This window comes from Devosia insulae DS-56, from assembly GCF_000970465.2.
GTDB classification, from domain to species: domain Bacteria; phylum Pseudomonadota; class Alphaproteobacteria; order Rhizobiales; family Devosiaceae; genus Devosia_A; species Devosia_A insulae.
Genome location: NZ_LAJE02000106.1, coordinates 1 through 5,807, shown reverse-complemented (window position 1 = coordinate 5,807; position 5,807 = coordinate 1). Strand labels below are relative to the sequence as shown.

Below are 5,807 nucleotides of genomic sequence, written 5' to 3'. Positions count from 1 at the left end.
GATGTGTACACTAGTGACCTCGTCGGCAGCGTAGGATGTGTATAAGGGACAGGATTGGGGGTAGGGTGTGCTGACTGAAGCAGACGGCCCCCTCCCGGCCTCCCCCATGAAGGGGGAGGTGAAGAGTCGAGGCTGTGGCTCGATCGCGCCCAATGAACCGTCGGGGCACCTCCCCCTTCATGGGGGAGGATGGGAGGGGGCCGTCTCTCTCAGTCAGCGCCTACACCGGCACCCTGAGATCAAGCGTCAGCGGGAACTCCGCCGAGCGCTCCTCGGTCGGTGGCACGAACGCTCCCGGTGTGTGGCCGTTCGTCACGAACCGCGCCAGCCGCCGTGCCTCGGCTTCGTTGCCGTTGACCGGGAAGGTCTCGTAGTTGCGGCCGCCAGGATGCGCCGTGTGGTAGGTGCAGCCGCCGATCGAGCGGGCAGACCAGGTGTCGTAGATATCGAAATGAAGTGGCGCGTTGACCGGCAGCACCGGGTGCATGCCCGACGCGGGGTGCCAGGCCTTGTAGCGGACGCCGGCCACGGCGACGCCGGCATCGCCGGTTGGGGTCAGCGGCACGGCGCGGCCATTGGCGGTGACCTGGTAGCGGCCTGGGTTCAAGCCTTCGAGCTTTACTTGAAGGCGTTCAACCGATGAATCAACGAAGCGCACGGTGCCGCCGATGGCGCCTTGCTCGCCCATCACATGCCAGGGCTCGAGCGCCTGGTTGAGGGTGAGCTTCATGCCCTCGACCTCCACCTCGCCGCAGAATGGGAAGCGGAATTCGAGCTGCGCCGCGAACCATTCGGGATCGAGGTCGAAGCCATTATCCTTAAGGTCGCCGAGGACATCGAGGAAATCGGCCCAGACGAAGTGCGGCAGCATGAAGCGATCATGGAGCGTGGTGCCCCAGCGGGTGAACTTACCCTCTTTGGGCGTCTTCCAGAAGCGAGCGATCAGGGCGCGGACCAGCAGTTGCTGGGCGAGGTTCATCCGGGCATTGGGCGGCATCTCGAAGCCGCGGAACTCCACCAGCCCGAGCCGGCCGGTCGGGCCATCGGGCGAATAGAGCTTGTCGATGCAGATTTCCGAGCGGTGGGTGTTGCCGGTGACATCGACGAGCAGGTTGCGGAACAACCGGTCGACCAACCAGGGCCGCGGTGGCGGGCCTTGATCCGGCGCCGGCACCTGCTTCATGGCGATCTCAAGCTCGTAGAGGCTGTCGTGCCGGGCTTCATCGAGGCGCGGCGCCTGCGAGGTGGGGCCGATGAACAGGCCGGAGAACAGGTAGCTCAGCGACGGATGCTGCTGCCAATGGAGGATCAGACTCTTCAACAGATCCGGGCGGCGTAGGAACGGCGAGTCTCCCGGGGTTGAGCCGCCAACCACCACGTGGTTGCCGCCGCCGGTGCCGGTGTGCTTGCCGTCGATCATGAACTTGTCGGCGCCGAGCCGGGCCTGCCGCGCTTCCTCATAGACGGCCGTGGTGGTGGCAACGCACTCCTCCCAGCTGGCGGCCGGGTGGATGTTCACTTCGATGACGCCGGGGTCGGGCGCGACGCGGATGACATTGAGCCGCGGATCATAAGGCGGGGCATAGCCTTCGACGTGGATCGGGAGGCCAAGGGTTTTCGCGGCTTCCTCAGAAGCGGCGATCAGCTCGAGATAATCCTCCACCGTCGAAACCGGCGGCAGGAACACGCAGAGCCGGCCTTCGCGCAGTTCGACAGTGATGGCGGTGCGGACGGTCGAATCGATCTCGTCCAGCACCTGCTCGGTGATCTCCTGGGAGATCGTCGGGTCGGCGGTGAAGGTCGAGGGCTGGGCGTGGTGACCGACGCGCACTTCGACCGGCTGCTGCAGCAGCTCCTCGACGTCGGGCAGTTCGAGCACCGCGATCAGCGGATCACGCGGCACCACATGCGGGTAGGCGGTGGGCGCCACGTGCTTCAGCGAACTCAGCGGCAGGCGGTAGCCGACCGGCGAGTCGCCGGCGGCGAGGAACAGTTTGCCGCGCCGGGTGCGCCATTTCTCGGTGATCCAGCGGTTGTTGCGGTCGGGCAGGGCGTTCCAGCGCTGCACCGGCAGCACATAGCCAGTGGGGTTGTTGAGGCCGTTGTCGAACACCCGGGCCATGCGGGCCCGCGCCTCGGGGTCGGCGAGCTCGGAATTGGCCGGGTCGACATTGGGCGGCAGGCGGGCTTCCTTCACCAGCCAATCGCCCGGATCCTCATAGGCGGCATCGATGGTTTCGGTGCCGACGCCGAGATTGGCGGCGATCTCGGTCAACAGCCGCTGGTCGTCGCCGGGCTTGGCTTCGGTGGGCACGCCCTCATGGGCGAACAGCTTTTCGTCGCGCCACACCGGCTGGTTGTCACGGCGCCAGTAAAGCGAGAAGGTCCAACGCGGCAGCGTTTCGCCCGGGTACCATTTGCCCTGGCCGTAATGCAGCAAGCCGCCGGGCGCGAAGCGCTCACGCAGCCGCCGGATCAGCGCATCGGCCTTGGCCCGCTTGGTCGGGCCGACGGCGTCGGCGTTCCACTCGCCGGCTTCGAAATCATCGATCGACACGAAGGTCGGCTCGCCCCCCATGGTGAGGCGGACATCGTGTTTGATGAGCTCGGCGTCGACCGTTCGGCCCAGGGCATTGAGCCGGTCCCAGCTCTGGTCGGAGAACGGCATGGTGATGCGCGGATGCTCGGCGACGCGGCTCACCTTCATGTCGAAGGCGAATTCGACATTGGCGAAGCTGGTGAAGCCGGAGATCGGCGCGGCATTGCGATAATGCGGCGTGGCAGCAAGCGGCACGTGGCTCTCGCCGGCCAAGAGCCCCGAGGTGGGGTCGAGCCCGACCCAGCCGGCGCCGGGCAGGTAGACTTCGCACCAGGCGTGGAGATCGGTGAAATCGTGGTCGGTGCCGGCCGGGCCGTCGAGCGCGACGAGATCGGGCTTCAGCTGGATCAGGTAGCCGGAGACGAAGCGCGCGGCGAGGCCGAGATGGCGCAGCGCCTGCACCAGCAGCCAGCTGGAATCGCGGCACGAGCCCTGGGCCCGGCTCAGCGTTTCCTCGGGCTCGAGCACGCCGGTTTCGAGCCGGACGATATAGCCGATCTCGCGCTGCACCCGGGCATTGAGCGCCGTGATGAAATTGACCGTATTCATCGGCGTGCGGTCGACGCCGCGCAGGAACTCGGTGAGCAGCGGGCCGGCCGGCTGCGGTTTCAGATAGATGGAGAGATCGTCGCGCAGCTCTTCGGGGTATTCGAACGGCCAGGTCTCGGCCCGCTCTTCGACGAAGAAATCGAACGGGTTGTAGACCGTCATGTCGGCGACGAGATCGACCTCGATCTTCAGCTCGGTGACCGGCTCGGGGAAGACGTGGCGACTGAGGTAGTTGCCGTAGGGGTCCTGCTGCAGGTTGACGAAGTGGTTCGCCGGCGACACCCGCAGCGAATGGCTCAGCACCTTGGTCTTTGATTGCGGGGCGGGCTGTAACCGGATGATCTGGGGCTGGAGGACGACCGGACGGTCGTATTTGTAGTGCGTCAGGTGATAGATCGCGGCTTTGATCGACATACGGTCGGACGCTCGCTACTGAGGCACAGAAACTTCCCGACGCGACGATAGCATAGAAGCACGGCGCGGCTAGCCTTCCTGAGCGGCAGAGGAAAACATGGCGGAGCAGGGCGCGTGATCCGGGCGATCGGGCGGGCGGTGGTGACCGTGGCAGTGGTGATCTACACGCTGCTCGACGAGCTGCTGTTCCCGCTGTTCCGGCCGCTGATCGCGTGGCTCAGCGCGTTGCGGCTGTTCCAGCGGCTTGGCGACTGGCTCGGCAGGCTGCCACCCTATGCGGCGCTGGTGGCGCTGGGCGTGCCGTTCGTGGTGATCGAACCGATGAAGGTGGTCGCCATCTGGTGGGCCGGCACCGGCCACGTCATCACCGGCACCATCGGGCTATTGCTGGCGCATGCGCTGTCGCTGCTGGTGGTCGAACGGATCTTTCATGCGGTGTACCAGCCGCTGATGCGGATCGACTGGTTCGCGCGGCTGCTCGGCTGGATGTTTGCGCTGCGCGACCGGGCCATCGCGTGGGCAAAATCGACCGCGGCCTGGCGGGCGGCACTCGGTTGGGTGCGGGGCGTGCGAGAGTGGGTGCGGGGGGTGTTGCGGTAGGCCGTCGCTCGTCGCAAACGCTCCAAGCGCGCATCGCAAGCGATGCGATACCCCTCATCCGGCGCTGCGCGCCACCTTCTCCCTCAAGGGGAGAAGGCAATAGAACCGCGAGCTCTCAGTATGCTGCCTTCTCCCCTTGAGGGAGAAGGTGCCCGAAGGGCGGATGAGGGGTATCGCGCAGCGAAGCGTAGCGCGCTACGAGCGGAGCGAGGAGCGACTGTGAGGACAGCGGTCAGCGCTTCTTCTTGCCCTTGATCTCCTCGCGCATGGCGGTGCGCGATTCCAGCAAAAACTCCTCGATTTCCTCGAGGCTGGCGGAGAAGTCGTAGCCGGCATTGCCGAAGACGATCTCGAAGCTGTCGTCGTCGCGCAGCATGTAGCCGCCATGCGCCTCGATCTTGGGGTTGCGCTTTTCGGCGACCAGGAGGCTCACGCCGAACGGCCGGCCGATGCGGCGGACGCGGCGCTCGATGGCGGCGAGGGTGTTGGCGCGGCTGCCCATGATTTGCCTCCGAAGCTCGAGTTTTGCCCACCCATAGCGATTGAGCGCCAGCGGACGCAATGCTTTAGTGCGGCATGGCTTTCACCCTGAGGCAGCTGCAGTATTTCATCTCGGTCGCCGAGGAGGGGACGGTATCGGGGGCGGCGCAATCGCTGTCGATCAGCCAGTCGGCGGTGACCGATGCGATCAAGGAGCTGGAATCCGATCTGGGGGTGACGCTGTTCGAGCGGCACCGGCGCGGGCTCAGCATCACGCACAAGGGGCACCAGTTCTACCGCCACGCCGCGCGTATTCTCGCCAGTGTTTCGGATGCGCGGCGCAGTTTCGGTGAAGCCGAGGCGCCGGCCGGTGGCAGCCTGCAGCTGGGGGTGACCTCGCTGGTCGCCGGCTATGTGCTGTCGGATCTCCTCGCCCGTTACCGGCGGGCTTATCCCACCGTCAATGTCACGGCGATCGAGGATAATGGCGATTATCTCGAGCACCTGCTGATCGGCGGCGAGCTCGACGTGGCGGTGATGGTGATCTCCAATTTGAGGGATCGCGTGGCGCTGCAGGCCGAAATCTTCGAGACCTCGCCCTATCGGCTGTGGCTGCCGCTTGGGCACCGGCTGGCCGGCGCCGACATCATCTCGGTGTCCGATATAGTGCCGGAACCCTTGATCATGTTGACGGTGGACGAAACCGAAGAGAACACTGGAAAGCTCCTCGCCGCGTTCAGCGCCCGGCCCAATGTGGCGTTTCGCACCCGCTCGGTCGAGGCGGTGCGCAGCCTCGTCGCCACTGGCGCCGGCATCGCGCTGTTGCCGGACCTCGTTTATCGGCCATGGTCGCTGGAAGGCGACCGGATCGAAAGCCGTGACATCTCGGGCGCACTGCCGGTGGTGCAGGTCGGGATGGTCTGGCGGCGCGGCAGCCAGCTGACCCAGGCGGCCCGCGATTTCATTGGGTTGGCCCAGCAGCAGCACCCGTCGCGGGGCAGGGCAGCGCAGGAGCGGTAGACACGATCCATCAGTCTGGCTTCCCTTGTAACTTGGACTCATCCGCATCTGGTAAAGTTCCAGGTGCGGTGAGCCGCAGCAGTACGACGCTTGCCTGGGTGTTGGAGCCCGTGGGGGAGCGGGTTTCGCTGCGGCTCGATCCATT

Annotated in this window: 4 protein-coding genes; 2 read left to right on the top strand and 2 right to left on the bottom strand. The window is 65.8% G+C overall.

Annotated features, from left to right (window positions below; genetic code table 11):
• Positions 1-220: 220 nt before the first annotated feature.
• A complete protein-coding gene (locus tag VW23_RS06910; protein WP_069908849.1) occupies positions 221-3,562 on the bottom strand; it encodes a transglutaminase family protein in 3,342 nt (1,113 codons plus the stop codon).
• Positions 3,563-3,676: 114 nt separating this feature from the next.
• On the opposite strand from VW23_RS06910, the gene VW23_RS06905 reads away from it, so the two are divergent.
• A complete protein-coding gene (locus tag VW23_RS06905) occupies positions 3,677-4,162 on the top strand; it encodes a hypothetical protein (protein ID WP_069908848.1) in 486 nt (161 codons plus the stop codon).
• A 232-nt stretch (positions 4,163-4,394) separates the two neighbouring features.
• On the opposite strand, the gene VW23_RS06900 is transcribed toward VW23_RS06905, so the two are convergent.
• Positions 4,395-4,664: a hypothetical protein gene (locus VW23_RS06900; RefSeq protein WP_069908847.1), complete on the bottom strand. Its 270-nt coding sequence runs from the start codon at positions 4,662-4,664 to the stop codon at positions 4,395-4,397.
• 74 nt (positions 4,665-4,738) lie between these two features.
• On the opposite strand from VW23_RS06900, the gene VW23_RS06895 reads away from it, so the two are divergent.
• On the top strand, positions 4,739-5,662 hold the full coding sequence (locus VW23_RS06895; RefSeq protein WP_069908846.1) for a LysR family transcriptional regulator: 924 nt from the start codon (positions 4,739-4,741) through the stop codon (positions 5,660-5,662).
• Positions 5,663-5,807 lie beyond the last annotated feature (145 nt).

Bases quoted from the DNA above. Each gene is read 5' to 3' on its own strand.
- VW23_RS06910 (WP_069908849.1), bottom strand. From the start codon at position 3,562: ATGTCGATCAAAGCCGCGATCTATCACCTGACGCACTACAAATACGAC.
- VW23_RS06900 (WP_069908847.1), bottom strand. From the start codon at position 4,664: ATGGGCAGCCGCGCCAACACCCTCGCCGCCATCGAGCGCCGCGTCCGC.
- VW23_RS06895 (WP_069908846.1), top strand. From the start codon at position 4,739: ATGGCTTTCACCCTGAGGCAGCTGCAGTATTTCATCTCGGTCGCCGAG.